At 62.2% G+C, this 23,354-nt stretch carries 18 protein-coding genes and 1 pseudogene; all 19 read right to left on the bottom strand.

Annotation, left to right across the window (positions count from 1 at the left end; translation table 11 throughout):
* Positions 1 to 12 precede the first annotated feature (12 nt).
* Positions 13 to 747: an amino acid ABC transporter ATP-binding protein gene (locus AC07SI_RS07005; RefSeq protein WP_058423697.1), complete on the bottom strand. Its 735-nt coding sequence runs from the start codon at positions 745 to 747 to the stop codon at positions 13 to 15.
* The gene (locus AC07SI_RS07000; RefSeq protein WP_065899870.1) at positions 740 to 1,699 is read right to left on the bottom strand and encodes an amino acid ABC transporter permease; all 960 of its coding nucleotides are present in this window, start codon (positions 1,697 to 1,699) and stop codon (positions 740 to 742) included. Before AC07SI_RS07000 ends, AC07SI_RS07005 begins: the two co-directional genes overlap by 8 nt.
* 147 nt (positions 1,700 to 1,846) lie before the next feature.
* On the bottom strand, positions 1,847 to 2,644 hold the full coding sequence (locus tag AC07SI_RS06995) for a transporter substrate-binding domain-containing protein (RefSeq protein ID WP_065899930.1): 798 nt from the start codon (positions 2,642 to 2,644) through the stop codon (positions 1,847 to 1,849).
* A 217-nt stretch (positions 2,645 to 2,861) separates the two neighbouring features.
* Positions 2,862 to 3,662, bottom strand: a complete 801-nt coding sequence (locus AC07SI_RS06990) for a transporter substrate-binding domain-containing protein (protein WP_120447428.1) — start codon at positions 3,660 to 3,662, stop codon at positions 2,862 to 2,864.
* 183 nt (positions 3,663 to 3,845) lie between these two features.
* Positions 3,846 to 6,418, bottom strand: a pseudogene (gene mdoH, locus AC07SI_RS06985) (glucans biosynthesis glucosyltransferase MdoH); the annotation flags it as partial.
* Positions 6,411 to 8,090, bottom strand: a complete 1,680-nt coding sequence (locus tag AC07SI_RS06980) for a glucan biosynthesis protein G (protein ID WP_207200698.1) — start codon at positions 8,088 to 8,090, stop codon at positions 6,411 to 6,413. The pseudogene mdoH and the gene AC07SI_RS06980, both read right to left, overlap by 8 nt.
* Before the next feature lie 323 nt (positions 8,091 to 8,413).
* Positions 8,414 to 8,851, bottom strand: a complete 438-nt coding sequence (gene dtd, locus AC07SI_RS06975; protein WP_106805386.1) for a D-aminoacyl-tRNA deacylase — start codon at positions 8,849 to 8,851, stop codon at positions 8,414 to 8,416.
* Positions 8,848 to 9,819: a prolyl aminopeptidase gene (gene pip / locus AC07SI_RS06970; RefSeq protein ID WP_065899862.1), complete on the bottom strand. Its 972-nt coding sequence runs from the start codon at positions 9,817 to 9,819 to the stop codon at positions 8,848 to 8,850. The genes dtd and pip overlap by 4 nt, the downstream gene beginning before the upstream one ends.
* 103 nt (positions 9,820 to 9,922) lie before the next feature.
* Positions 9,923 to 10,852 carry an alpha/beta hydrolase gene (locus AC07SI_RS06965; RefSeq protein WP_495005431.1) on the bottom strand — a complete coding sequence of 310 codons (930 nt, stop codon included), beginning with the start codon at positions 10,850 to 10,852 and terminating at the stop codon, positions 9,923 to 9,925.
* Between the two features lie 155 nt (positions 10,853 to 11,007).
* On the bottom strand, positions 11,008 to 11,955 hold the full coding sequence (gene choX, locus AC07SI_RS06960) for a choline ABC transporter substrate-binding protein (RefSeq protein WP_120447426.1): 948 nt from the start codon (positions 11,953 to 11,955) through the stop codon (positions 11,008 to 11,010).
* 242 nt (positions 11,956 to 12,197) lie between these two features.
* Positions 12,198 to 12,998, bottom strand: coding sequence for an N-formylglutamate deformylase (gene hutG / locus AC07SI_RS06955; RefSeq protein WP_495005430.1), 801 nt, complete (start codon positions 12,996 to 12,998; stop codon positions 12,198 to 12,200).
* Positions 12,999 to 13,009: 11 nt separating this feature from the next.
* A complete protein-coding gene (gene hutI / locus AC07SI_RS06950) occupies positions 13,010 to 14,215 on the bottom strand; it encodes an imidazolonepropionase (RefSeq protein ID WP_495005429.1) in 1,206 nt (401 codons plus the stop codon).
* Positions 14,216 to 14,230: 15 nt separating this feature from the next.
* A complete protein-coding gene (locus AC07SI_RS06945) occupies positions 14,231 to 15,640 on the bottom strand; it encodes an amino acid permease (RefSeq protein ID WP_065899851.1) in 1,410 nt (469 codons plus the stop codon).
* A 146-nt stretch (positions 15,641 to 15,786) separates the two neighbouring features.
* On the bottom strand, positions 15,787 to 17,325 hold the full coding sequence (gene hutH / locus AC07SI_RS06940; protein ID WP_106805389.1) for a histidine ammonia-lyase: 1,539 nt from the start codon (positions 17,323 to 17,325) through the stop codon (positions 15,787 to 15,789).
* 18 nt (positions 17,326 to 17,343) lie between these two features.
* The gene (locus tag AC07SI_RS06935) at positions 17,344 to 18,867 is read right to left on the bottom strand and encodes an HAL/PAL/TAL family ammonia-lyase (RefSeq protein ID WP_201143373.1); all 1,524 of its coding nucleotides are present in this window, start codon (positions 18,865 to 18,867) and stop codon (positions 17,344 to 17,346) included.
* A gap of 132 nt (positions 18,868 to 18,999) precedes the next feature.
* Complete coding sequence (locus AC07SI_RS06930) at positions 19,000 to 19,824, bottom strand: quaternary amine ABC transporter ATP-binding protein (protein WP_065899844.1); 825 nt, start codon at positions 19,822 to 19,824, stop codon at positions 19,000 to 19,002.
* Positions 19,821 to 20,672 carry an ABC transporter permease gene (locus AC07SI_RS06925; RefSeq protein ID WP_012721776.1) on the bottom strand — a complete coding sequence of 284 codons (852 nt, stop codon included), beginning with the start codon at positions 20,670 to 20,672 and terminating at the stop codon, positions 19,821 to 19,823. The genes AC07SI_RS06930 and AC07SI_RS06925 overlap by 4 nt, the downstream gene beginning before the upstream one ends.
* 71 nt (positions 20,673 to 20,743) lie before the next feature.
* Positions 20,744 to 21,709, bottom strand: coding sequence for an ABC transporter substrate-binding protein (locus tag AC07SI_RS06920; protein ID WP_065899842.1), 966 nt, complete (start codon positions 21,707 to 21,709; stop codon positions 20,744 to 20,746).
* A gap of 69 nt (positions 21,710 to 21,778) precedes the next feature.
* Entirely contained in the window at positions 21,779 to 23,239 is a 1,461-nt protein-coding gene (locus tag AC07SI_RS06915; protein ID WP_282397132.1) for a purine-cytosine permease family protein, read from the bottom strand.
* Positions 23,240 to 23,354: the final 115 nt, after the last annotated feature.

The raw sequence follows: 23,354 nt of genomic DNA, 5'->3' as shown, positions 1-23,354 counted from the left end.
GCCCCTCGCGCGTTACAGGACCTGACGTAGGAATGCCTGGGCCCGTGGGTCTTTCGGCGCGTCGAAGAACTCGGCCGGGGCCGCGTCTTCGAGCAATTTACCGTGATCGAAGAACAGCACCCGGTCCGCCACTTCGCGGGCAAAACCCATTTCGTGGGTCACGCAGACCATGGTCATGCCTTCCAGGGCCAGGGTCTTCATGACGTCCAGCACTTCGCCGACCATTTCCGGGTCAAGCGCCGAGGTCGGTTCGTCGAACAGCATCACCTTGGGTTCCATCGCCAGCGCCCGGGCAATCGCCACGCGCTGTTGCTGGCCGCCGGACAGTCGCGACGGGAACTCGTTGGCTTTCTGCGCAATACCGACCTTTTCCAGCAGCGCCAGGGCCTTGGCCTCACGCTCCTGCTTGCCGCGCTTGCGCACGACTTTTTGCGCCAGGCACAGGTTTTCCAGCACGGTCATGTGCGGGAACAGGTTGAAATGCTGGAACACCATGCCGACTTCACGGCGATAGGCGTTCACGTCGGTCTTCGGGTCAGCCAGTTGCAGGCCGTCGATGCTCACCGAACCCGAATCGAATTCCTCCAGGCCGTTGAGGCAGCGCAGGAACGTCGACTTGCCGGAGCCCGACGGGCCAATGACCACCAGCACTTCGCCCTTGGCGACTTGAGTGGTGACGTTATCCACCGCGCGCACCACATGGCCACGGGTGTCGAAGACTTTTACCAGATCGCGGACTTCAATCACTTTGCGCGAGCCTCCGCTCAAGCCGGCTGGCCATTTTCGACAGCGGCAGGTTGATCAGCAGGTACAGGCCTGCCACGCAGAACAGGATTTCAAACGGCGAGAACGAAGTGGTGATCACCTCGCGGCCACTCTTGAGCAGTTCGGTAATCGCGATCACCGACACCAGCGAGGTGTCTTTCACCAGGCTGATAAATTGCCCGGCCAGCGGCGGCAGCACGCGCTTGAACGCCTGCGGCAGTACCACGTGGCGCATCGACTGGCTGGCACTCAGGCCCAGGGAGCGCGCGGCTTCGTTCTGGCCACGGGTGATGGACTGCACGCCGGCGCGCACAATCTCGGCCACATAGGCACCGGTGAACAGCGACAGTGCGGCGATCCCGGCAAACTCGCGGGACAGGTTGAGCACCGTGCCGATAAAGAAATAGAAAATGAAGATCTGCACCAACAGCGGTGTACCACGCACCAGTTCGACGTAGATCGTCGATAGATCGCGCAAGGTCGGATTAGTGGACAGACGGCACAACCCGGTCGCCAAACCAATCGCCAAACCGAGAATGCCGGACACCACCGACAGCCACAACGTGGTCCACAAGCCCCACATCAGTGGCCCCAACGCCCAATGCCGGGTCACACCGACCACATCGCCCTCGGCCACATCGTCACCGCGCGCCACTTGCAGGCTGTTGTCGGCCACGCTGAGCTTCTGCTCCACGCCGGCATCGTTGCGCAGGGTCACTTCGGCCACATCGCCTTTGCGCACCAGCTCGACCACGGTGGAGATATCGGCGGCACGCTGCGACGTTTCGGCCTGATAGGCGAAGTACTGCGGTACGCGGTTCCAGCGCCATTCGTAGGACATCAACGACGTGGCGTAGTACAACGCGCCGGCCAGGCCGACCAGCACGACCACGGTCAGCAGGTGCCAGGGCCACTGGGCTTTTTTCTGTTTCATTTCAGGTTCCGGGATTGATGTCGCCTGTCAGGCCGCTTTCGCGAGCAAACCCGCTCCCACACTTGACCGAGTTCCAACTTGAGAATGCGGTCAAAAATGTGGGAGCGGGCTTGCTCGCGAAGGACGCGACTCGGTATTCAGCCGAACTTATTCCATGTCCTTGAGCCACTCGGAGCTCTTGAACCACTTGTCATGTATACGATCGTAGGTGCCGTCGTTGCGGATCTGGTGCAGGAAGTTGTTGATGTAGTTGATGCTGTCGTAGTCACCCTTTTTCAGGCCAAACGCCAACGGTTCGAAGGTGAAGGGTTCTTCCAGGAATACCAGCTTGCCGTTACCGACTTTTTTCTCGGCAACCACGTTGTAGGGGGCGTCATACACAAAGGCGTCGGCCTTGCCGTTGACCACGTCCAGCACGCCTTCCTGCTCGTTGTCATAGCCGTGGTACTTGGCCTTGGAGATCAGCTTCTTGGCGACCATCTCACCGGTGGTGCCGAGCTTGGAGGTCAAGCGGTATTTCTCGTCGTTCAAGTCCTTGTAGGACTTGATGGTGCCTTCCAGGTCCTTGCGAATCAGCAGGGTCTGGCCGACGACGATGAAGGGTTCGCTGAAGTTCAGGCGCAGGTTGCGCTCCTGGGTCAGGGTCATGCCGCTGCCGATCATGTCGAACTTGCCGGTCAGGAACGCCGGAATGATCCCGTCATAACCGGTGGAGACCAGCTCCAGCTTGACGCCCATGGACTTGGCCAGGGCCTTGAGGATGTCGACTTCAAAGCCGATGATCTCGCCACGCTTGTCGGTCATCTCGAACGGCATGTAGGTCGGGTCCATGCCGACTTTCAGCGTGCCGCGCTTGACCGCATCGTCGATGGCGCCGGCCTGGGCCGCAGTGGCGGCAACCAGCGCCGTGACGCCGAGCAGCAGCATCGAAAGATACTTTTTCATCATCAAGTCCCCTGAACGTTTCTTATGAGGTCGGCGCGCAAACGGGCTGCACCATTTCGGGGTGCGATCCTAACCCACTCGATGCCCGTCACAAAGGTTTCACGGGTAATTGTTATCGGCGTATGTCGCAAAGGCCCCACAACGGTGCAGCCAAGCGCAGGACTAGACGCATGCACACGGCAAAGCGCCAACGGATTGATGTGTAAGAAGTTGACTTTCAGTGGATTTCCTTCAACCAGGCTGTGTCTTTAAACCACTTGTCGTGCAAGCGATCATAGGTGCCGTCCTGGGCGATCTGATTGAGGAAATGGTTGATCCAGTTGAGGCTGTCGAAATCGCCCTTTTTTACTCCAAACGCCAGTGGCTCGAAGGTGAACGGCTGTTCCAGGGCCAGCAGCGCGCTGTTTTCCGGGCGCCCCAGGGCGATCAGGTTGTAGGGCGCATCATGGATAAAGGCATCGGCCGCACCGGTCACCACCTGATGCACACCCTCCTCCGGCGTGGCAAAACTGCTTAATCGCGCCGCGCCGAGAAAGCGTTGCGCCGCCGCCTCGCCGGTGGTGCCTTCGGTGGTGGCGATGCGGTAGCTGGCGTCGTCGAGGTCTTCAACGCTGCCGACCTTGCCGAGCAGGCTGGGGTGCAGCAGCACGGACTGGCCGACCACGATGAAAGAGTCGCTGAAATTCAGTTTCAGGTTGCGCTCCTGAGTGACCGTCATGCCGCTGCCGATCAGGTCGAACTTCTTCGCCAGCAACCCCGGCATCAGCTCCGTATAGGGCACGCTGACCAGCTCCAGCTCCACCCCCAGGGCCTGGCTCATCACCCTGAGCAGATCGATTTCAAAGCCGACGATATGTCCCTGTTTGTCGGTCATTTCAAACGGAACGTAAGTGGGCGTGGTGCCCACCTTGAGCACGCCGCGCCGAACGGCGTCATCAATCGCCCCGGCCTGGACCAGGCCGATGTGCAGCCACGCGACAGCGACTATCAGCAGTGCCGAACAATACCGTTTATTCATGAATCCCCCTGTGACTACGTCAAATTCGGGGCGATGCTAACCCAGCCGCGCGCACGGCAATACGCCCCGGACGAGGGTCTTTTGTTTCGAAATAACAAGGAGTTAGAGAGATACGGAAGAGGGTCGAAACGCTGTAGGACACGCGTCTCGAACACCCCCGAGGAGAACCCTCGGGGGCGTCTGAATCAGGCCGGTTGGGCCTGGGACGACAGCGGTTGCAGCGGCAGCAACGGCGCGTGCGGATCGGCCTTGATCGAGTCACGCCAGGCGGCGAGCCACTCGGGGTGCCCTTCGCTCCAGACCTGCTCGTGCAGGCGGGCCAGGGCTACCGGATCACTGAGCAAGGCCAGGCGCTCGGCATTGTTGAGGCCGGCAGGGCCGACTTTCAACGCATGACGCACACGCTCGACACGCACGTACTCGATCGGCTCCGCTTCACGGTGCCGCGAGGTCGCCAGGGCGCAGGCCAGGGCGTTCTGCTGCGGGTCGACCACCGAACGCACGAAGCCGTCGTTGAGTGCGTGCCAACGGTTTTCGTGGGTGTACTTCTCGGTCGACAGCAGGGCTTGCGGCGGATTGTATTCCTCAGGGATCAGGAACAGGCTCTCGTCACGCGACTTGAGGCCCAGCTTGACCCGGCTGGAAATCACCGACACCGGGATCGACAGCATCAGCGAACCGACGATCGGGATCAGCCACCACAGGAAACTTGGGTTCAACCACACCACCAGCAGCGCCCACAGGAAGCCGAGCACGGTTTGCGGGCCGTGGCGCTTGACCGCTTCGCTCCAGGGGGTGGAGTCGTCGTCACGCTGCGGCGAATTCCAGGTCGCGGCCCAGCCGAGGAACGCGGCAAGTACGAAACGCGTGTGGAAAATCATCCGCACCGGGGCCAGCAGCATGGAGAACAACATCTCCAGCAGCATCGACAAGGTCACCTTGAACTTGCCGCCGAACTCTTTCGCGCCCTTGGCCCAGATCAGGATGATGCTCAGCAACTTGGGCAGGAACAGCAGCACGATGGTGGTGGAGAACAGCGCTACCGCCTTGTCCGGATGCCATTGCGGCCACAGCGGGTACAACTGGCGTGGCGCCATGAAGTACTGCGGCTCCATCAGGGTGTTGACCGCCAGCAACGCGGTGGACAACACCAGGAAGAAGAACCACAACGGCGCCGACAGATAAGACATCACACCGGTCAGGAACACCGCGCGGTGCACCGGGTGCATGCCTTTGACGAGGAACAGGCGGAAGTTCATCAGGTTGCCGTGGCACCAGCGACGGTCACGCTTGAGTTCGTCGAGCAGGTTCGGCGGCAACTCTTCGTAGCTGCCCGGCAGGTCGTAGGCAATCCACACGCCCCAGCCGGCACGGCGCATCAGCGCGGCTTCGACGAAGTCGTGGGAGAGAATCGCACCGGCAAACGCACCCTTGCCCGGCAACGGCGCGAGGGCGCAGTGCTCGATAAACGGCTTCATGCGGATGATTGCGTTGTGACCCCAGTAGTGGGATTCACCCAGCTGCCAGAAGTGCAGGCCGGCAGTGAACAGCGGGCCGTAGACGCGGGTGGCAAACTGCTGCATGCGTGCATACAGGGTGTCCATGCCCGACGCACGCGGCGCGGTCTGGATAATCCCGGCATCCGGCGTGGCTTCCATCAGGCGGACCAGGCTGGTCAGGCATTCGCCGCTCATCACGCTGTCGGCGTCGAGGACTACCATGTACTTGTAGTCACCGCCCCAACGACGGCAGAAGTCGTCGAGGTTGCCGCTCTTGCGTTTGACGCGACGGCGACGGCGGCGATAGAAGATCTTGCCGAAGCCGCCGGCTTCGCGGCACACGTCGAGCCAGGCTTGCTGCTCGGCGATGCAGATGTCGGCGTCATTACTGTCGCTGAGCACGAAGAAGTCGAAGCGATCCAGGTCACCGGTGGCGGCCACCGACTCGAACGTCGCGCGCAGCCCCGCAAACACACGCGGCACGTCTTCGTTGCAGATCGGCATCACTAGCGCGGTGCGCGCATCTTTCGGGATCGGCTCGTCGCCGGCACTTTTACCGGAGATCCGGTATTTGTCGTGGCCGGTGAGCAACTCCAGGAAGCCCATCAGCGCGGTCCAGAAACCGGCCGAAACCCAGCAGAACAAAATCCCGAACATGATCAGGATGCTGGTTTGCAGGGCGTAAGGCAGTACCTGGGTGGCGGTTTGCAGCAGGGTCTGGTTGCGGATCTCGTCGAAGTCGACCAGCGACCAGCCCTGGTACGGCATGATGCCTTTCATGTACCAGCCGGCGACGATGGTCTGGCCGAGCATCAGCACCAGCAGGATGTAGCGGCGGATCGAACCGACGGTGCGCCAGCGCGCAGCCGGCAACACACGCTCGTCTTTCGGCGGCTTCGGCGGGTTGGTGCGACCGGTCAGGCGCCGCCAGCCACGCACCAGGATATTGGTGCGCCATGGCTCAGGCACGACCTTGGTACGGCGAATCGGCGGCGTGGCCTTGAGGCACACGCGGCCGTTGGCGTCGAGCGCGAGCATTTCGGCGTCTTGCAGCTCTTCGGCCGTGTTCAGGGTCAGCCGGCGGCCGACCGACGCCTGGGCGGCATCGACCGGCGCATCGAACGTCGACGACGACAAGCGCTCGTGCAGCTCGGTGAAGGATGTGCAGCCCGCCAGTTCGGCGCGCTGATCAGCGGTCATCGGGAGATGCGCCAGATACTCGGAGAGAGTCTCTGGCTGGACTTGAGAATTACTCATCGGCAGGCAACTGATAGCTCCAGGTTTCGGTCAGGACTTGCTCGGTCTTGATCGGCTCCGGCGTGGCTGGGGCAGCTTCTGGCTGCTTGGCTTCCTTGTCTTTCGCGTCTTTCTTGGCCTGTTTCTCGTGCTGCTTGGCCAGGACCTTGTCAGCCTTGAGCACTTGCGTCGAAACCTGCTCCGGCTCCGGCTGCACGATGTCTTGCACCAGTGCGGCGCGCATTTCGGTCGGCTTGCCTGCGTCCTTGATCTTCATGCGCAGGGTCAGGCGCCAGCCTTTGGTGTGCTCGTTGTAACGCACGCTGTTTTCCACGATTTCAGCGTTGTCACCCACGCTCACCTGGCTGCGCACCGGGGCGTCCGGCAGCAGTTTTTTCAGGGACGGACCTTCGAAGTCGACCAGGTAGGCAACGCTGCCATCCGGCTGACGGATCAGGTTCGATTGCTTCACATCACCGGTGGAACGCAGGGTCTGCTTGACCCAGGCGCTGTCCGGCGAGTGGAACGCGGCGTCGTCCAGCGTCCAGTGCAGGCGATAGGCAACATCCAGCGGCTTGCCGACTTCCGGCAATTCGGCCGGGCTCCAGAACGCCACGATGTTGTCGTTGGTCTCGTCGGCGGTCGGGATCTCTACCAGGTCGACGGAACCCTTGCCCCAGTCGCCTTCAGGCTCGATCCAGGCGCTTGGGCGCTTGTCGTAGTTGTCGTCCAGGTCTTCGTAGTGGCTGAAGTTGCGACCACGCTGCAGCAGGCCGAACCCACGCGGGTTCTCGACGGTGAAGTTGCTGACCGACAGGTGTTTAGGGTTGTTCAGTGGGCGCCAGATCCACTCGCCGTTACCGGCATGGATCGACAGGCCGCTGGAATCGTGCAGCTCGCGACGGTAGTTGAGGACCTTGGACGGCTGGTTGGCGCCGAACAGGAACATCGAGGTCAACGGGGCAACGCCCAGCTTGCTGACCTTGTCGCGCAGGAACATCTGGGATTTGACGTCGACCACGGTGTCGGTGCCCGGACGCAGGATCAAGCGGTACGCGCCGGTGGCACGTGGCGAGTCCAGCAGGGCGAAGATCACCAGGTGCTTGTCACCCGGCTTCGGGCGCTCGATCCAGAACTCGGTGAAACGCGGGAATTCTTCACCGGACGGCAGCGCGGTATCAATCGCCATGCCACGGGCGGACAGGCCGTAGACCTGGTCCTTGCCCACGACGCGGAAGTAGCTGGCGCCGAGCATGGTCATGATTTCGTCTTGCTTGTCGCCCTTGTTGATCGGGTACAGCACGCGGAAACCGGCATAACCCAGCTGTTCGGTGGCCTTGGGATCAAACTTGACGTCGCCGAAATCGAAGCGCGTCGGGTCGTATTTGATTTCCTGGACGCTGTCGGCAGTGACTTCGTTGATTTTCACCGGTGTATCGAAATGCATACCCTGGTGATAGAAGGACAGCTTGAACGGGGTGTTCTGATCGGCCCACTCGGCTTTTTCGTTGCGGAAACGAATCTTTTGGTAGTCAGCGAATTTCATTTCGCGGAATTCGTTCGGCAGATTGCTGCGCGGAGCTTCGTATTTCTGCCCGGCCAGCTCTTTTGCCTTGGCCGACACATCATCCAGACTGAATGCCCACAGTTGACCCGCGCCGAACAGGCAAAACAGGGCAGAGCCCGTCACCAGTGCGTTTCGTAACCGTTTGGCAGACAATTTTGGTGCATTACAGGGACTAACAATCACGAGCAACCCTCGCCGAAAACAGATCAAAAAACCAACGGCCAGCTATCTATATGCCAGGTTGGCGAGCATTGTTCCGACTCCCCTGGGTCAAAATGATTCCCCAATGGCGATCGGACAAGTCTCTACCTAAGTCAAAAATGGACCAAACAACGCTGATCCCCGTAGCGCGCGATTATCTAGTAGCCCGCGAGACAACGCATCAGGGACAACGAAGTATTTGTAGCGAAACCCTGCGTTTTTAGGCATTAAAGTCGTTTTTAATACATTCATGTCTGTAAGAGGAAGGTCACAGGGCCATCATTGACCAAATGCACCTGCATATCGGCACCAAAACGCCCCGACGCCACCTTGCCATGCAATTGTTGCGCTTGTAACAGCAAGTGATCAAATAGCGCCGCTCCCAGGGCGGGCGGTGCCGCCGTGGAGAAGCTTGGCCGCAACCCGCTTTTGGTGTCCGCCGCCAGCGTGAACTGCGACACCAGCAGCAAACCACCGCCGATGTCCTTCAACGACAGGTTCATCTTGCCCTCGTCGTCGCTGAACACACGGTAGTTAAGCAGCTTGTGCAGCAGCTTATCGGCACTTTCGGGCGTATCCGACGGCTCGACGGCCACCAGCACCAGCAAACCCTGGTCAATCGCCCCGACGATTTCGCCGTCTACTTCGACGCGGGCGCCACGCACCCGTTGCAACAGGCCCTTCATGCTTCTTCTGGCGGCAGATCAAGCAGGCGGCGTGCCATTTCGGCGGTCGCACGCACCAGCGCATCGGTAATACCCGGCTCGGACGCGGCATGGCCCGCCTCGCGGATCACCTGCAGCTCGCTGTTGGGCCAGGCCTGATGCAGCTCCCAGGCGTTATCCAGCGGGCAGATCATATCGTAGCGCCCATGAATGATTACGCCAGGCAGATGGGCGATCTTGTGCATGTCGCGAATCAGCTGGTTGGGTTCCAGGAAGGAGTTGTTGGTGAAGTAGTGGCACTCGATGCGCGCAATCGACAGCGCACGTTGCGGCTCGGAAAAACGCTCCACATGCTGCGGGCTCGGGCACAGGCCGAGCATGCGCCCTTCCCAGCCGGACCAGGCCTTGGCCGCGTGCATCTGGGCGATCTGGTCGTTGCCAGTCAGGCGCTTGTGGTAGGCCGTGATCATGTCATGACGCTCATCGGCCGGGATCGGCGCGATGTAGTCCTGCCAGTAGTCCGGGAACAGGCGGCTCGCGCCCTCCTGGTAGAACCAGTGGATATCCTGCGGGCGGGCCAGGAAGATGCCGCGCACGATCAGGCCATGCACACGCTCGGGGTGGGTTTGCGCGTAGGCCAGCGCCAGGGTCGACCCCCAGGAACCGCCGAACAGCACCCATTTGTCGATGCCCAGGTGTTCGCGGATGCGCTCGAGGTCGGCGACCAGGTCCCAGGTGGTGTTGTTTTCCAGGCTGGCGCGTGGCGTGGAGCGCCCGCAGCCGCGCTGGTCAAAGGTGACGATGCGGTACAGGTTCGGGTCAAAATAGCAGCGGCTCTGGGCGTCGCAACCGGCGCCGGGGCCGCCATGAATGAAGACAACGGGCAAGCCCTCGGGGGAGCCACTTTCATCGACGTACAGCGTGTGGGTGTCATCGACGGCCAGATCGTGCCGGGCGTAGGGTTTGATCTGCGGGTACCAAGTCTGCATTGCGCGCTCCGTAGGGGGTCGGGTTCATCCCTGGGGGGACGTCTTTTATTTTGCCGTCTGGCACTATAAACCCGAATTGTGCAATGAGCATGTCCTTGAGCACTTAGACCTGTGTCAGCCCTTCGCTCCTGAGGTAGTCCAACAGATAGCCGTACAGCCGGTCGACTTCCGGCACCTGGCCACGCGCGCGCAAACAGCCATGGACCAGGCCTTTGCCGGGGTACAGCACAGCGGCCACGCCTGACTGTTGCAGGCGTTCGGCGTAAAGCATGCCGTCGTCACGCAGCGGGTCGAACTGGGCCACGGCGACCAGTGCCTTGGGCAAGCCGCTGAAATCCCTGGCCAGCAGCGGCATCGCATAGGCCGACGGCTTGCCCGCGCCGCGCAGGTAAAGTGCCAGGTAGCAATCGGTGTCGGCGGTGCTGAGCAGCGGCGCGTCCATGCAATCGCGGCGCGAGGGCAAATCGGCCGGGCCACCCAGGCCCGGGTAGATCAACACCTGGGCCCGGGGCAACGGCTGCCCGTCGTCGCGCAAACCCAGGCATAGCGCCGCCGCCAGGTTGCCGCCGGCACTGTCGCCGATCACCGCCAGGCGTTGGGGGTCGATGGCATACGGTGCCGCCCCCGCCTGGAGCGCCTGCCACACCGCGCGGCAATCCTCATAGGCCGCCGGAAACGGGTGTTCCGGCGCCAGGCGGTAGTCGATGGCGATCACCAGCAACTGCAACGCGCTGGCCAGTTCGAAACAGATGAAGTCATGGGAATCCAGCCCGCCGACCACCCAGCCGCCGCCGTGCATATATAGAAGACAGGGCCAGCCCTGCGCCGGCGTGGGCGTCGTCGGCACGTAGCTGCGTACACCGACGCCGCCGAGAGAGACGTCCTTGACCGTCAATCCCTCAGGCACGGGTGGGGTGAACGCCTGGCACATGCGGTCGTAGTTTTGGCGCAGCCCAGCCAGGGAGGAATCGTCGCTGGTGAAGGACTCGGTCCTGGCGACAAAAGCCGCCATCTGCGGAGAAATCGGGTACATGCGCAAATATCCCTGACAATGGAGATCCACCTGTGGGAGCGGGCTTGCTCGCGAAGGCGGTGTATCAGTCGCCTGATGAGTTGGCTGGCCTATCGCATTCGCGAGCAAGCCTGCTCCCACATTTGCTGTGTATTGTTTGATCTACCGAGCCCGGCTCAGGGTTTCAGCTTGGCTTGTACGGACGCCACGCCATCGCTGCCATCAAATGCAGTCACCCCGGCCAGCCAGCGCTGCAAGTCCTCGGGATGGTCGCGCAACCACTGCTTGGCCACGTCCTGCGGCGACTGGCGCGCCATGATCGGTACCATCAACTGGCTTTCCTGGGCGGCGGTAAAGGTCAGGTTTTCCAGCAGGTGGTTGGCGTTGGGGCAGTGCTCGGCGAAATCCGGGGCGGTGACGGTGGACACCGTGGCACGGCCCTCATTGGCGCCGAACACGTCTTCGCTGCCGGTGAGGTAGGCCATTTTCATGTTGATGTTCATCGGGTGCGGCGTCCAGCCGACAAACACCACGAACTCTTTGCGATTCACCGCCCGCTGCACGGCGGCGAGCATGCCAGCTTCACCGGAAGCCACCAGCTTGAAGTCGCCCAGGCCGAAGTGGTTGGTGTCGATCATTTTCTGGATATCGGTATTGGCGCCGCTGCCGGGCTCGATGCCATAGATCTTGCCGCCGAGTTGGTCCTTGAAGCGGGCAATATCGGCGAAGGTTTTCAAGCCGGCGTCGGCCACGTATTGCGGCACGGCCAAGGTAGCCTGGGCGTCGGCCAGGCTGGGGGTGTCGAAGACCTTGACCTGCTTGGCGGCCAGGAACGGCGCGATGTTGTTGTCCATCGCCGGCTTCCAGTAGCCGAGGAAGATATCCAGGCGTTTGTCACGGATGCCGGCAAAGATGATCTGCTGCACGGCGCTGGTCTGTTTGCTGTCGTAGCCCAGGCCATTGAGCAGCACATCGGCCATGCCCGAGGTGGCGACCACGTCGGTCCAGCTGACCACGCCCATGCGCACGGTTTTGCACGAGGCGGGTTCAGCCGCCATGGCGTGCGCACTGAGCAGCGCGGCGCCGGTAAGCGTCAACAGGTAACGGGTGAACAGTCTTTTCATGAAAGAGGTCTCACTCGGCAGCTTTATTGTGGGGAGTGGCGTCTGGTGCGCCGTACCCACAACCTTACCCAGCGAGAACACTGTCCACACGAACTGGGGCGACCGGCAGTTGCACTGGGGCGACTGTGAAGACCCCTTCGCGAGCAAGCCCGCTCCTACATTCAGACCGCACGCTCATGTTGGAACTCGGTCAAGTATGGGAGCGGGCTTGCTCGCGAAAGCTGTTACAGCAGCAGCGAAAATTACCGGTAGTGCTGCTGCCCCCAGGCCAACAACCCTTCCAGCAACTGCTTCAACACCACCCGCGTCGGCTCGGCCAGGTCAGGCCGATAACGGAACGGCTCAAACTCTTCCATATAGGCGCTCTGGCACAACTCCAGCTGCACGGCGTGGATATCCTGCGCCGGGTCGCCGTAGTGCCGAGTGATATGCCCGCCTTTGAAACGCCCGTTGAGCACGTGGGTGTACTGCGGATGCGCGGCGCAGATGGCTTCCAACCGGCTCGCCAGCTCAGGGGCGCAGGCCGCGCCGTTGAAGGTGCCGAGGTTGAAGTCCGGCAGCTTGCCGTCGAACAGGTGCGGGATCACCGAACGGATCGAGTGCGCATCGAACAGCAATGCGTAGCCGAACTCGGCCTTGAGCCGCGCCAGTTCTTCTTGCAGGGCGCGGTGATACGGGCCCCAGATCTTCTGCAGGTAGCTGGCACGCTCGGCCTCGCTTGGCTCCAGGCCTTCGCGAAACAACGGCACGCCATCGAACAGGGTCGCCGGGTACAGACCGGTGGTGGCGCCGGCGTACAAGGGTTTGTCGTCTGAAGGCCGGTTCAAGTCGATGACAAATCGCGAGTACTCGGCCGACAAGGTGCTGGCGCCCAGCGCCTCGGCAAAGTCATACAGCGTAGGGATATGCCAGTCGGTGTCCGGCAGGCTTTGCGCCTCGGGGATCAGGCCCGCTTCCACCGCAGGCGTCAGGCGCAGGCCGGCGTGGGGCATGCTGATCAGCAGCGGCACACGGCCTTGTTTGAAATTGAGAACCTTATCCACAGCAGCACTCCTCATACGGTGGCGTCGACGCCATGGCGCACGACGCGTTTATCCAACTCGCCGCCCAGCCAGTAGGCCAGGTCAGCGGGACGATCAATCTGCCAGGCGACGAAATCGGCGACTTTGCCCACCTCCAGCGAGCCATGGGTGTCGCCCATCCCGAGGGCGGTGGCCGCATGTTGGGTGGCGCCGGCCAGGGCTTCTTCCGGGGTCATGCGGAACAGCGTGCAGGCCATGTTCAGCATCAGGCGCACCGACAACGCCGGCGAGGTGCCAGGGTTGAGGTCGCTGGCGATGGCGATTTTCACACCGTGCTTGCGCAGCGCCTCCATCGGCGGCAACTGGGTTTCACGCAGGAAGTAGAACGCCCCTGGCAGCAACACGGCGACGGTGCCGGAGGCGGCCATGGCGATGGCGTCTTCCTCGGTCATGAATTCCAGGTGATCGGCCGACAACGCCTGGTAACGCGCCGCCAGGCTGGAGCCATGCAAGGAGGACAGTTGCTCGGCGTGCAGCTTCACCGGCAGGCCGAGTTGCTGGGCGACCTTGAACACGCGCTCCACCTGCGCCGGGGAAAACGCCAGGTATTCGCAGAACGCGTCGACCGCATCCACCAGCCCTTGCGCCGCCAACGCCGGCAGCATCTCGCTGCAGATATGTTCGATGTAGTCGTCGGCGCGATCCTTGTATTCCGGCGGCAACGCATGAGCCGCCAGGCACGTGGCCCGCACGCTGACCGGCAGCGCTTCACCGAGACGCCGCGCCACGCGCAGCATCTTGCGTTCGTTGACCAGGTCCAGCCCGTAGCCGGACTTGATCTCTACCGTGGTGACGCCATCGCGCAGCAGACTGCGCAGGCGCTTTTCGGCGCTGGCAAACAGCTCGTCCTCGCTGGCAGCACGCGTGGCACGCACGGTGCTGGCAATCCCGCCGCCCTGGGCCGCGATCTCGGCGTAGCTCACGCCTTGGAGGCGCTGCTCGAACTCGCCGCTGCGATTGCCACCAAACACGGTATGGGTGTGGCAGTCGATCAGCCCAGGGGTGACCCACGCGCCTTGCAGGTCATGCACTTGCGCGTAATCCGCGCTCGGCACCTGGCTGCGGGGGCCGATCCACTCAATGAGCGAATCGGCGGTCACCATGGCGGCATCCTCGATGATCGAGTATTTGCCGCCGGCCATGGTTGCGACGTGGCAGTGTTGCCAAAGCGTTTTCATCAACGCCTCCCTAAGTTATCGATGAGACAAAGCCGGGTCGTAATGGACCTTGGCCGCCTGCCCCGCAGCGGGCTTGACCCACAGCAGGTAGGCAACGACCAGCAACACGATCCACACCGCCCCGACCAGCAAGGCTGCCTGGGTGTCCGGGAAATAACCCAGCACGCCAAACACGAACAGCATGAACACGATGGCCGCGGCCGGCGCGTAGGGCCAGAACGGTACCGGGAATTTCAAGTCGGCCACCTGCTCCTGGGTCATGGAGCGGCGCATGGCGACTTGGGTAAACAGGATCATCAGCCACACCCACACGGTGGCAAAGGTGGCAATCGAGGCGATCAGCAGGAACACGTTTTCGGGAATCAGGTAGTTGAGCACCACGCCGCCGAGCAACGCCGCCCCCATCACCACCACGGTCATCCATGGCACACCGTGCCTGGACAATTGCGCAAAGCCCTTGGGCGCCTGCCCTTGCTGGGCCAGGCCGTACATCATGCGCCCGGCGCCGAAGATGTCGCTGTTGATCGCCGACACCGCCGCCGAGATCACCACGATATTGAGAATAGTCGCCGCCGAACCGATGCCCAGGTTGCTGAAAATCTGCACGAACGGGCTGCCCTGGCTGCCGATCTGCGGCCACGGGTAGATCGCCATCAGCACAAACAAGGTCAGCACGTAGAACAACAGGATGCGCAGCGGCACGGCATTGATCGCCTTGGGGATCACGCGCTGCGGGTCCTTGGCTTCACCGGCAGTGATACCGATGATTTCGATGCCGCCAAACGCGAACATCACCACCGCGAACGAGGCGATCAGGCCGCCGATGCCGTTGGGCATGAAACCGCCGTGGGCCCACAGGTTGCTGATCCCGCTGGCGTGCGTTTCGCCCGCCGAATGGATGCCGAACAGCATGATGCCGAAGCCGCCGAGGATCATCGCCACGATGGCGCCGACCTTGAGCAACGACAGCCAGAACTCCATCTCGCCAAACACTTTGACGTTGCACAGGTTCAGGCCGCCGATCAGAAACACGATGCCGAGCACCCAGACCCAGCGCGCAACCTCGGGAAACCAGAAGCCCATGTAGATGCCGAAGGCGGTGACGTCGGCGAGGCAGACGATGATCATTTCAAAGGCGTAGGTCCAGCCGAGGATAAAACCGGCCATGGGGCCCAGGTAGGTGCTGGCGTACTGGCCGAAGGAGCCGGCCACGGGGTTGTGCACAGCCATTTCACCGAGGGCGCGCATGACCATGAACACCGCGGCGCCGCCGATCAGGTAGGCCAGCAGCACGGCGGGGCCCGCCATCTGGATGGCAGAGGCGGAGCCGTAGAACAGCCCGGTGCCGATCGCCGACCCCAGTGCCATGAAGCGAATATGTCGGGCTGATAGCCCGCGTTTCAAACCTTTTTCTTGCTGGTGCATTTCTCGTCCCTAATTGTTCTTATGAAGAGAAGATCGTTCCCACGCCCTGCGTGGGAACGCATCCTATGACGCTCCGCGTCACGGCTCTAAAAGCAGACGCAGAGCGTCCAGGGCGGCATTCCCACGCAGCGCGTGGGAACGAGCAGTTACAGACTTGGCAACAGCTTGGCTGGCACCAGTTCATTCAAGCAGCGGCTGGCGAGCAGGTCGGTGGCGGCGATGATGTCCGGGGCGAAGAAGCGGTCCTTGTCATAGAACGCCACTTTGTCGCGCAGGATGCCACGCGCTTTTTCCAGCTTCGGCGAGGTTTTCAAGCCTTCACGCAGGTCCAGGCCTTGGGCGGCTGCCAGCCATTCCACGGCGAGGATGCCACGGGTGTTTTCGGCCATTTCCCACAGGCGCTTGCCGGCTGCGGGGGCCATCGACACATGGTCTTCCTGGTTGGCGGACGTCGGCAGGCTATCCACGCTGTGCGGATGCGCCAGCGCCTTGTTCTCGCTGGCGAGTGCAGCGGCAGTCACCTGCGCGATCATGAAGCCGGAGTTGACCCCGCCGTTGCCCACCAGGAACGGCGGAAGTTGCGACATGTGCTTGTCCATCATCAGCGAAATACGCCGCTCGCTCAGCGAGCCGATTTCAGCGATGGCCAGCGCCATGTTGTCAGCGGCCATGGCCACTGGTTCAGCATGGAAGTTACCGCCGGAAATCACATCGCCTTCAGCGGCAAATACCAAGGGGTTGTCCGACACGGCGTTGGCTTCGATCACCAGCACTTCGGCGGCCTGGCGGAACTGGGTCAGGCACGCGCCCATGACTTGTGGCTGGCAACGCAGGGAGTATGGGTCTTGCACCTTGTCGCAGTTCTGGTGCGACTGGGAGACCTGGCTGCTTTCACCCAGCAGGTCGCGATAAGCCGCTGCCGAGTCGATCTGCCCACGCTGGCCACGGGCGGCGTGAATGCGCGCGTCGAACGGCGAGCGCGAACCCAGCACGGCTTCCACGGTGAGCGCACCGCACGCCAGCGCGCCGGCGAACAGGTCTTCACCCTCGAACAGGCCACGCAGGGCATACGCGGTGGACACCTGGGTGCCGTTGAGCAGCGCCAGGCCTTCCTTGGCGGCCAGGGTCAACGGGGTCAGGCCGGCGACTTTCAGCGCGGCGGTCGCCTCCAGCCATTCACCCTTGTAGCGCGCCTTGCCTTCGCCGAGCAGCACCAGCGACATATGCGCCAATGGCGCCAGATCGCCGGAAGCACCGACCGAACCCTTGAGTGGGATATGCGGGTACACCTCGGCGTTGATCAGCGCGATCAGCGCGTCGATCACTTGCCGACGAATCCCGGAGAACCCACGGCTCAGGCTGTTGACCTTGAGCACCATGACCAGCCGCACCAGCGCATCGCTGATCGGCTCACCAACGCCGGCGGCGTGGGACAGCACCAGCGAACGCTGGAGGTTTTCCAGGTCTTCGCTGGCGATGCGGGTCGAGGCCAGCAGGCCGAAACCGGTGTTGATGCCATAGGCGGTGCGGTTCTCGGCGAGAATCTGCTCCACGCAGGCGACACTGGCTTCGATCTGGGCCGAGGCGCTGTCATCCAGACTGAGGGTTACCGGCTGCTGGTAGATGGCCCGCAGTTGGGCGAGGCTCAGTTGGCCTGGAATCAGGTTTAGCGCAGTCACATTCATGCTCCTTTTGAATTATTTTCAGTGCAAATGGGGAATTGTCTGGTGCAGCAGGGCTGTGTCCTGAAGCAATGCAGCGGCGGCCGCAATGTCCGGTGCCAGCCAGCGGTCCTGCTCATAGGCCGGCACCACTTCACGCAGCAGGCGCCAGGCACTGTCGGTGCCCGCGCCGAAGCGCTGCTCCTTGAGGAATTCGAAGGCCTGGGCCGCCAGCAGGTACTCGATGGCGAGGATCTGCGTGACGTTGGCCAGCACCTGGTGCAGCTTCAGCGCGGCGTTGGTGCCCATGCTCAAGTGGTCTTCCTGCAGGCCCGAGGTGACGAAGTTGTCGAGCACCGCCGGTTGCGCCAACTGTCGGTTCTGCCCGCACAGCGAGGCGGCGACGTACTGCACGATCATCATCCCGGAGTTGACCCCGGGGTTGCTGACCAGGAACGCCGGCAGGCCGCTGACGTGCGGGTTGATCAGGCGGTCCAGGCGGCGCTCGGCCACCGAGCCGATTTCGGCCATGGCGATCGCCAGCATGTCGGCGGCCAGTGCCACGGACTGCCCGTGCGGGTTGGCCTGGGACACTACGCGGTAATTGTCCGGGGTACCGAGCACCAGCGGGTTGTCGGTGGCGCTGTTGAGTTCGGTTTCGATCTGGCGGGTCGCGTGCTCCACCTGGTCGCGCGCCGCGCCGTGGATCTGCGGGATCGAGCGGATGCTCAGCGCGTCCTGGGTGCGGATGCCTTTGCTGCTGGCGATCACTTCACTGCCGTCGAGCAGCGCACGCAGGTTGATGCCGACATGCTGCATGCCCGGGTGCCGCTTGAGCGCGATGATTTCTGCATCGAAGGCATCGATCTGGCCGCGCTGGGCTTCAAAACTCATGGCACCGATCACGTCGGCCCACTGCAGCAAATGATGCGCGTCGGCCAGGGCCAGGCAGCTCAGGCCGGTCATGCACGGTGTGCCGTTGACCAGGCACAAGCCGTCCTTGGCGCCAAGCACCACCGGCTGCAAACCTTCTTCGCTGAGGGCCTGTTGCGCCGCGACGATCCGGCCCCGGTAGCTCACAGTGCCGACACCGAGCAAGGCCACGCCGACATGGGCCATATGGGTCAGGTAACCCACCGAACCCTGGGACGGCACTTGCGGCGTGATGCCGTGGTTGAGCAGCGCCAGCAGCGAATGCACCACCTGCGGATGCAGGCCGGATTTGCCGTGGCTGTAGTTGATGACGGCCGCGCAAATGATCGCGCGGGTCTGCTCGTCGCTCAGCACCGGGCCGACGCCGCAGGCGTGGCTCAGCAGGGTATTGCGCGACAGCTGGCTGAGTTGCTCGCCCTTGAGCGACACGTTGCACAGCGCGCCCAAGCCGGTGTTCACGCCATAGGCGCGCTCGCCGCTGGTGACGATGCGCTGCACGATGGCCTGGGCATTGTCGATACGCGCCCAGGCCTGGCCCGAGAGTTCGAGGACCGCGCCATGGCGAGCGACGGCGACGACGTCCTGCCAGCGCAAGGGGCCGTCGGCGATGATGATTTTTGCAGCCTGGGACATCGTTGACCTCTTCATGTTTATCGTTCCCACGCTCTGCGTGGGAATGCCACCTGGGACGCTCCGCGTCCCGCTGTTAGAGGTGACGCAGAGCGTCACGGGATGCATTCCCACGCAGAGCGTGGGAATGATCAGCTACACCACCGCCGCCCGCCGCTGGACAAACCGGTCCACGTACTCATCCGCCGGCGAATGCAGGATCTCGCGCGGGGTGCCGACCTGGATCAGCTTGCCGTCCTTGAGGATCGCAATGCGGTTGCCGATGCGCACGGCCTCGTCGAGGTCGTGGGTGATGAACACGATGGTCTTGTGCAGGGTCTTTTGCAGCTCGAGCAACTGGTCCTGCATTTCGGCGCGGATCAGCGGGTCGAGGGCGCTGAAAGCTTCGTCCATCAGGATGATGTCGGTGTCGGCCGCCAGCGCACGGGCGAGGCCGACGCGTTGGCGCATGCCGCCGGAGAGCTGGTGCGGGTATTTGTTTTCGTAGCCCTTGAGGCCCACGGTTTCGATCCAGTGCAGCGCACGTTCGGCGCAGACCTGCTTGGTTTCGCCACGCACCTTGAGGCCGTAGGCGACGTTGTCCAGCACACTCTTGTGGGGCAGCAGGCCGAAGCTCTGGAACACCATGCTGATCTTGTGCCGACGGAATTGACGCAGCGCTTCCATGTCCAGTTGCAGGATGTCTTCGCCGTCGACCAGGATCGCGCCGCTGGTGGGGTCGATCAGGCGATTGAAGTGGCGCACCAACGTGGACTTGCCGGAACCCGACAGGCCCATGATCACGAAGATCTCACCGGTGCCGATGCTCAGGGACAAGTCGTTCACCCCGACCACGCAACCGGTTTCGGCCAGGACCTGGTCTTTGCTCTTGCCTTGGCCGATCAGCGACAGCGCATCCTTGGAACGGGCGCCGAAGATCTTGAAGACGTTTTTGACTTCGATTTTGCTGACAGTAGTCATTTGCTCGCCTCATGCCGTGGACGACCATAGGCCTGGGTAATGCGGTCGATGACCACTGCGAGAATCACGATCGCCAGCCCGGCTTCGAGGCCACGGCCGACGTTGAGGGTCTGGATGCCGACGAGGACGTCCTCACCCAGCCCACGGGCGCCGATCATCGAGGCGATCACCACCATCGACAACGCCATCATGGTGGTCTGGTTGATCCCGGCCATGATGCTCGGCAGGGCCAGCGGCAGTTGCACGCCGAACAGTTGTTGCCAACGGTTGGCACCGAAGGCGTTGATCGCTTCCATGACTTCGCCGTCGACCTGGCGAATGCCCAGGTCGGTGAGGCGGATCAACGGCGGTGCGGCGTAGATCACCGTGGCGAAGATCGCCGGGACCTTGCCCAGGCCGAACAGCATCAGCACCGGGATCAGGTACACGAAGCTGGGCATGGTTTGCATGATGTCGAGCAACGGCATCAGTACCGAGCGCAGGCGATTGCTGCGCGCCGACAGGATGCCCAGCGGGATGCCGATCAGCACCGAGATCACCGTGGCGACCATCATCAGCGCCAGCGTCTGCATCAGCTTGTCCCACAGGCCGACCGCACCCACTAGGAACAGCAGGCCGACGATCACCGCCGTGGTCACCACCTTGCGGGTGGCGTGCCAGGCAACTGCGCCGACGATGGCCAGCATCAGCCACCAGGGCGCCGCACGCAGCAACCCTTCCAGGTTGACGATGGCCCATAGCAGGGTGTCGGAAATGTGCCGGAACACATCACCGTAGTTGGTGACCAGTGAATCCACCCAACCGTTGACCCAGTCGGCAATGGAAAACGTAAAACTCTCAGGAAACATATCGTGCTCTCGATCCAGTGGGTTGTGGCCAGGCGCCCGGCCACCCCTGAGGGTAGCCGGGCACACTTGACCTACAAGGCCGCGTCGATTTTCTTGGCTGCGTCGTCGCTCACCCAGGCGTGCCAGACTTCAGGATGTTCCTTGAGGAAAATTTTCGCCAGTTTTGGCGACTCAATTCGCTCCTTGGCCATGCGACCCAGGTTCTGGTTCAGCAGGTCGATCGGCAGGTTGACCTTTTCCAGCACGGCCACCAGTTCCGGCGCCTGCTCGTGGAAGGTCTTGGACAAGCCGACCTTGATGCTCACGCTTTTATCGACGCCGGGTTTTTCTTCAAGCTTGACCAGGTCGACCTGGCCCATCAGCGGCGTTGGCGACCAGTAGTAGAACAGGATCGGCTCGCCACGCTTGTAGCTCGACAGCACGGCCGCATCCAGCGCCGGGCCGGTACCTGGACGGAAGTTGGTGTAGGTGCTTTCCAGGCCGTAGCTCTTGAGCATTTCGCTGTTGTCCAGCTCGCAGGTCCAGCCCGCCGGGCAGTTGTAGAAACGGCCCTTGGACGGCTCTTCCTGGTCCTTGAACACCGAGGCGTACTTGGCCAGGTCAGCGATGTTTTTCAGGTCCGGCGCCTTGGGTTCAAGCTTGCGCTTGGCGTCGCCTTCGATCACGTAGCGCGGCACGTACCAGCCCTCGACAGCGCCCACCACAGGGGCGCCGACGCCGACGACTTTGCCGGCCTTCTCGGCCTTGTTCCACACTTCACTGCGGCCTACCCATTCTTCGGCGAAGACCTGGATGTCGTTGCTGCTCAGGGCGTTTTCCATGGTGATGGAGTTGCCCGGCAGGCTGTCGGTTTTACAGTCGTAGCCTTTCTCCAGCACGGTCTGCAGGATGTCGGTGAGCAACATGCCGCTTTCCCAGTTCAGGCCGGCGAATTTCACCGGTTTGCCGGACTCGCACCAACCGGCCGCCTGGGCGCCGGCAGTGGCCAGCAAGCCTGCAGAGAACAGAGTGGCCAACAGGGTTTTATGCATTTTCATTGTTGTGACGCTCCCAATCTTGAAATGGATTACGGCAGTCAGTAGGCATCCTGCCCTGTCCACGTCCCATCAGGCTTGTGCGGCCAGCCCGTTTGTCGTCGTCGGTGCAGCGCCCTGCTCTATCGGCAGGATCAGGTGTTCAGGAATCGCGCTGTGCCACTTTTTCGCAGCCCAGTAATACAGCGCAGCAGGCACCACCAGGCCGATGATCCAGGAGATATCGGTGTCGCCAAGGCTGGCGACCAGTGGGCCGGTATAGAAATGCGTGGAGATGAACGGCATCTGGATCAGCACGCCGAACACGTAGATGCCGATGCCCATCAGGTTCCAGCGGCCATAACGACCATTGGGGTTGGACAGCGCCGGAATGTCGTAGCGTTCCTTGGTGATGCAGTAGAAATCCACCAGGTTGATCGCGCTCCACGGCGTGAAGAATGCGAGCAGGAACAGGATGAACGCGGAGAAGTCCTTGAGGAACGAGTCCTTGCCCAGCAACGCCAGCGCGGCGGCAATCGATACCATCAGGAAGATGTACAGCAGGCGCACCGCACTCGAGATGTGCCGGCTGCCACGAAAGCCGCTGATGATCGTCGCGATGGACATGAAGCTGCCGTAGGCATTGAGGGTGGTCACCGTGACCTTGCCGAAGGCGATGCTGAAATACAGCACCGCCGCGACAATCCCGGTGCCGCCCAGGCCGACGATAAATGACACCTCATGATGGGCGAATTGCGAGCCGGCCAGGGCCGCCGCGAACACACCGAACACCATCGACGCCTGCGCCCCGATCACCGAACCCAGGCCCACGGCCCAGAAGGTTTTCGACGCTGACGTGCTACGCGGCAAGTAGCGCGAGTAGTCCGCCACATACGGGCCAAAAGCGATCTGCCAGGAGGCCGACAGCGAAATCGCCAGGAGGAAACTGCTGAGGGAAAAATGTTTGTTGCCCAGCAGGGCACCCACGTCGTTGCCCGCCAGCAGCTTGTAGAACAGGTAGATGAAGGCCACCACCCCCAACACACTGGCCACACGACCGATGCCGTGGATGACGCGGTAGCCGAAGACGGTGAACACCATGATCAACCCGGCAAACAGCACAATGCCGACCCAGTCTTCGACGTGCAGCAACTGCGCTACCGCCTGCCCCGCCAGCAATGAACCGCTGGCCGAAAAGCCGACATACATCAGGCACACCAGCACCAACGGGATCACGGCGCCATACACGCCGAACTGCACGCGGCTGGAGATCATTTGCGGCAAGCCCAGTTGCGGGCCTTGCGCAGCATGCAACGCCATGACGCCGCCGCCCAGCAGTTGCCCGATCAACAGACCGATCAACGACCAGAACACATCACCGCCGAGCACCACGGCCAGGGCCCCGGTGACGATGGCAGTGATCTGCAGGTTGGCACCCAGCCACAGGGTGAACTGACTCAATAGACGACCGTGTCTTTCCGCTTCCGGGATGTAGTCGATCGAACGCCTTTCGATCAACGGGGTGGTGCTTGCACGTACGTCATTTGCAGCCATGTGTGTTCAACCTCTGATGGATTGTTCATAAAGCCTGGGTAAAACCGCTTTTCTGTGGGAGCTGGCTTGCCTGCGATGGCATCCCCTCGGTTCTACTGATAGACCGAGTCGCCCG

This window comes from Pseudomonas sp. GW821-FHT05D12 (assembly GCF_059419825.1).
Note: the sequence above shows the minus strand (reverse complement) of the source record. Positions and strands in the feature narration are given on the sequence as shown.

Excerpts from the sequence above, each read along its gene's own strand:
- AC07SI_RS07000 (WP_065899870.1), bottom strand. The coding sequence starts at position 1,699 with ATGAAACAGAAAAAAGCCCAGTGGCCCTGGCACCTGCTGACCGTGGTC.
- AC07SI_RS06995 (WP_065899930.1), bottom strand. The coding sequence starts at position 2,644 with ATGAAAAAGTATCTTTCGATGCTGCTGCTCGGCGTCACGGCGCTGGTT.
- AC07SI_RS06990 (WP_120447428.1), bottom strand. The coding sequence starts at position 3,662 with ATGAATAAACGGTATTGTTCGGCACTGCTGATAGTCGCTGTCGCGTGG.
- dtd (WP_106805386.1), bottom strand. The coding sequence starts at position 8,851 with ATGAAGGGCCTGTTGCAACGGGTGCGTGGCGCCCGCGTCGAAGTAGAC.
- pip (WP_065899862.1), bottom strand. The coding sequence starts at position 9,819 with ATGCAGACTTGGTACCCGCAGATCAAACCCTACGCCCGGCACGATCTG.
- AC07SI_RS06965 (WP_495005431.1), bottom strand. The coding sequence starts at position 10,852 with ATGTACCCGATTTCTCCGCAGATGGCGGCTTTTGTCGCCAGGACCGAG.
- choX (WP_120447426.1), bottom strand. The coding sequence starts at position 11,955 with ATGAAAAGACTGTTCACCCGTTACCTGTTGACGCTTACCGGCGCCGCG.
- hutI (WP_495005429.1), bottom strand. The coding sequence starts at position 14,215 with ATGAAAACGCTTTGGCAACACTGCCACGTCGCAACCATGGCCGGCGGC.
- AC07SI_RS06945 (WP_065899851.1), bottom strand. The coding sequence starts at position 15,640 with ATGCACCAGCAAGAAAAAGGTTTGAAACGCGGGCTATCAGCCCGACAT.
- hutH (WP_106805389.1), bottom strand. The coding sequence starts at position 17,325 with ATGAATGTGACTGCGCTAAACCTGATTCCAGGCCAACTGAGCCTCGCC.
- AC07SI_RS06935 (WP_201143373.1), bottom strand. The coding sequence starts at position 18,867 with ATGTCCCAGGCTGCAAAAATCATCATCGCCGACGGCCCCTTGCGCTGG.
- AC07SI_RS06930 (WP_065899844.1), bottom strand. The coding sequence starts at position 19,824 with ATGACTACTGTCAGCAAAATCGAAGTCAAAAACGTCTTCAAGATCTTC.
- AC07SI_RS06925 (WP_012721776.1), bottom strand. The coding sequence starts at position 20,672 with ATGTTTCCTGAGAGTTTTACGTTTTCCATTGCCGACTGGGTCAACGGT.
- AC07SI_RS06920 (WP_065899842.1), bottom strand. The coding sequence starts at position 21,709 with ATGAAAATGCATAAAACCCTGTTGGCCACTCTGTTCTCTGCAGGCTTG.
- AC07SI_RS06915 (WP_282397132.1), bottom strand. The coding sequence starts at position 23,239 with ATGGCTGCAAATGACGTACGTGCAAGCACCACCCCGTTGATCGAAAGG.